The following is a 3,490-nucleotide window of genomic DNA, read 5'->3' as shown; positions in this document are numbered from 1 at the left end:
GCGTGCCGATCTGGTCGTCCGGTCCCCAGAGATTCCAGTTGGAAACCTTGCGTGCGGTTTCCGCCAGCACCTTCATGTCAACGTAGGGGTCCAGGGGGGTGCGGGGGTGCATCTTCAAAGGGGTGCGTCCTTCGGTTTTTGTCAATTTTTCGCGCGCTGCCATGGCTTGTGTCTCCTGTTGGTTGGATCGACCCCAGTGGCATTTCGAATGCCGGTTTCGGCTTTGCGCCGTGGGGCTGGGTTCCAATTTAGCGAAGAACAATTCATGCAACAATAGTCATTCTTTTTATATGAGCAATGCCTGAATTGATATGAATAATGAGCTGAGGTCATGGCGCTTCCTGGTGAAGGTCGCCGAAGTCGGAAGCGTGACGCGTGCCGCAGAGCAACTTCATATGACCCAACCCGCCTTGAGCCGCCACCTGCAGCAGTTGGAAGAAACCACCGGTGTCGAGCTGCTGATGCGACATGGGCGCGGCGTACGGTTGACGCCTGCGGGCGAACATTTCCGGAACGTGGCAGAGGAAATCCTGGAGCGCATGTCCAGTCTCAGCGACGAGCTAAGCGCCCGTGCGAGCGAGCCCGCTGGTGAGTTCGCCGTGGGTTTGCCCATGTCGTGGGCCGGCCTTGTCACGGCGGAGCTGGTGCCCCGATTTCTGCGCGCCTTCCCCAAGGTCAAACTGCGGATCCTGGAGGGCGCGACACCCGAGTTGCGGCGCGCGCTGAACGCGCGCCAGCTACAAATGGCGGTGATGCTCGACTCGGACCAGGATGCGGACTTGACGCTCGATAGTCTTGTCGACGAGTGCGCCTATCTGGTCGGCAACAAGTCCGCTGGCATCCCCACTGGAAAGCGGGCCAGCTTCCGGATGCTGGCCGGGCAACCCCTGATCCAGCTTCCGCAGGAAACGCACGTGCGTGTTCAAGTCGAGCGGGCGCTCGCAAAGCTCCGTATCAACGGCGATACCCTGATCGAAATCAACTCGCTCAACCTGCTTGGTTTCGTAGAGAGAGGTCTCGGTGTTTCGGTGTTGCCTGCAAGTGCCGTGGAGAGCTATTCACGAAAACATGCTCTCTCGTATACCTTGATGCGGGACTTCACCTTTTCGTGGTGCATCGCAACCTTGAGGTCGCGGCCACGTACCGCAGCGATGAACGAATTCGCGATCGTGCTCAAGCAGTTGCTTGGCGATATCGTCGGTCGTGGGCTCTGGCCTTCAGCACGATGCACCTGGGTCAAGTAGCCTCTTGAAATCCTCTGCAAAGGGACAGGCACAGGAGCGCTTCAGCTATGGGGTAGCGCGTTCTCTGCGGCCCAATCCTTTCGGAGATTCGGCGCCTTCTCAAGAACACAGTGCGGTTCGACCGAACGCGAGTGCCGGGCTGATTGCATCAACAACAAAGGCTGCCATGGCAGCCCTTATTTGCTCGTGACTGAACGTCCGTTCAGTTCGAAAATGCCGCAATGCCGGTGATCGCGCGGCCCAGAATCAGCGCGTGCACATCGTGGGTGCCTTCGTAGGTGTTGACCACTTCCAGGTTCACCAGGTGGCGGGCCACGCCGAATTCGTCGCTGATGCCGTTGCCGCCCATCATGTCGCGCGCCAGGCGGGCGATGTCCAGCGATTTGCCGCAGCTGTTGCGCTTCAGGATGCTGGTGATTTCGACGGCGGCTGTGCCTTCGTCTTTCATGCGGCCCAGGCGCAGGCAGCCTTGCAGGCCCAGGGTGATTTCGGTCAGCATGTCGGCCAGCTTTTTCTGGATCAGCTGGTTGGCGGCCAGGGGGCGGCCGAATTGCTGGCGGTCCATCACGTATTGGCGGGCGCGGAAGTAGCAGTCTTCAGCGGCACCCAATGCGCCCCAGGCGATGCCGTAGCGCGCGCTGTTGAGGCAGGTGAACGGGCCTTTGAGACCGCGCACATCGGGAAATGCGTTTTCTTCGGGACAGAAGACTTCGTCCATGACGATTTCGCCGGTGATGCTGGCGCGCAGCCCCACCTTGCTGTGGATGGCGGGGGCGCTCAGGCCCTTGGCGCCTTTGTCGAGGATGAAACCGCGGATCTGGCCGCCTTCGTCCTTGGCCCAGACCACGAACACGTCGGCGATCGGGCTGTTGGTGATCCACATCTTGGCGCCGCTGATCGAGTAACCGCCGTCGACCTTTTTGGCGCGGGTGACCATGCTCCCGGGGTCGGAGCCGTGGTTGGGTTCGGTCAGGCCGAAGCAGCCGATCCATTCGCCGGTGGCGAGCTTGGGCAGGTATTTCTGCTTCTGCGCTTCGGTGCCGAATTCGTTGATCGGCACCATCACCAGCGAGCTTTGCACGCTCATCATCGAGCGGTAGCCCGAGTCCACGCGCTCCACTTCGCGCGCCACCAGGCCGTAGCACACGTAGTTCAGGCCTGCGCCGCCGTAGGCTTCTGGAATGGTGGGGCCGAGCAGGCCAAGTTCGCCCATTTCACGAAAAATGGCGGTGTCGGTGGTCTCGTGCCGGAAGGCCTCGGTCACACGGGGCAGCAGCTTTTCCTGGCAGTAGGCGCGGGCGGCGTCTTGCACCTGGCGCTCGTCGTCGCTGAGCTGCTGGCTGAGCAAAAAGGGATCTTCCCAGTTGAATGTGGCTTTCATGTGCTGTCTCCGGTAGGCGCGTTGCAATTCAGGGATTGTCGGCGGCCCATGAATACCTGTCTAATATGGATTAGGTATTCATCCATACAAAAAACATATTCATGGAATTCCGTCACCTGCGCTACTTCCTGGTGCTGGCCGAAGAACTGCACTTTGGCCGCGCCGCCCAACGCCTGTCGATTTCACAGCCGCCGTTGTCGCTCAACATCCAGCAGCTGGAGGCCTCGGTCGGCGCGCGCCTGTTCGATCGCAACAGCCGCGGCGTGCAGCTCACCGAGGCGGGCCAGGCCTTTGTGCCGCAGGCCCGCGCGTTGCTGGACCAGGCCGCCGCCGCCGCCCACCATGCACGCGATGTGGCGCAAGGCTTGGCCGGCAGCTTGCAGATCGGTTTTGCCGGCACCATGCTGTTTCGCGGGCTGCCGCAGATTCTGAAAAGCTTCCAGGCCCAGCACCCCAAGCTGCGGCTGGCGCTGCGCGAGCTGAGTTCGGCCGAGCAGGTGGTGGATTTGCTGCACGAGCGGCTCGATCTGGGTTTTGTGCACACCACCCGCGTGCCGGCGGGGTTCTCGCAAATCCTGGTGGCCAGCCAGCCGTTCGTGGCCTGTCTGCCTGCGGCCCATGTGCTGGCGACGCGGGGGCGCCTGTCGCTGGCGCAGCTGGCCGGTGAGCCGTTCGCGGTGGTGGCGCGCGAGGTGTCACCCGATTACCACGAGCGCATCCTGACCATGTGCACCGAAGCCGGGTTTCCGCCCGAAATCCGCTACGAGCTGCGGCACTGGTTGAGCGTGGTGTCCCTGGTGTCGCAAGGCCTGGGTGTGGCGCTGGTGCCGCAGGCGCTGGCGCAGTCGGCCATGGCGGGCGCGGC

The 3,490-nt window shown here is 62.1% G+C and carries 3 protein-coding genes; 2 read left to right on the top strand and 1 reads right to left on the bottom strand.

What is annotated here, in order from left to right:
- Positions 1-311 precede the first annotated feature (311 nt).
- Positions 312-1,244 carry a LysR family transcriptional regulator gene (locus tag ABYB95_RS19595; protein ID WP_372660738.1) on the top strand — a complete coding sequence of 311 codons (933 nt, stop codon included), beginning with the start codon at positions 312-314 and terminating at the stop codon, positions 1,242-1,244.
- Positions 1,245-1,446: 202 nt separating this feature from the next.
- Here the strand turns inward: ABYB95_RS19595 and ABYB95_RS19590 are convergent, their stop codons facing one another.
- Complete coding sequence (locus ABYB95_RS19590; RefSeq protein WP_372660735.1) at positions 1,447-2,625, bottom strand: acyl-CoA dehydrogenase; 1,179 nt, start codon at positions 2,623-2,625, stop codon at positions 1,447-1,449.
- 101 nt (positions 2,626-2,726) lie between these two features.
- On the opposite strand from ABYB95_RS19590, the gene ABYB95_RS19585 reads away from it, so the two are divergent.
- The coding region (locus ABYB95_RS19585; RefSeq protein ID WP_372660732.1) for a LysR family transcriptional regulator at positions 2,727-3,490 on the top strand (764 nt) is incomplete at its 3' end.

The organism is Hydrogenophaga sp., assembly GCF_041633695.1.
Lineage (GTDB): Bacteria > Pseudomonadota > Gammaproteobacteria > Burkholderiales > Burkholderiaceae_C > Hydrogenophaga.
Note: the sequence above shows the minus strand (reverse complement) of the source record. Positions and strands in the feature narration are given on the sequence as shown.

Excerpts from the sequence above, each read along its gene's own strand:
- ABYB95_RS19590 (WP_372660735.1), bottom strand. The coding sequence starts at position 2,625 with ATGAAAGCCACATTCAACTGGGAAGATCCCTTTTTGCTCAGCCAGCAG.
- ABYB95_RS19595 (WP_372660738.1), top strand. The coding sequence starts at position 312 with ATGAATAATGAGCTGAGGTCATGGCGCTTCCTGGTGAAGGTCGCCGAA.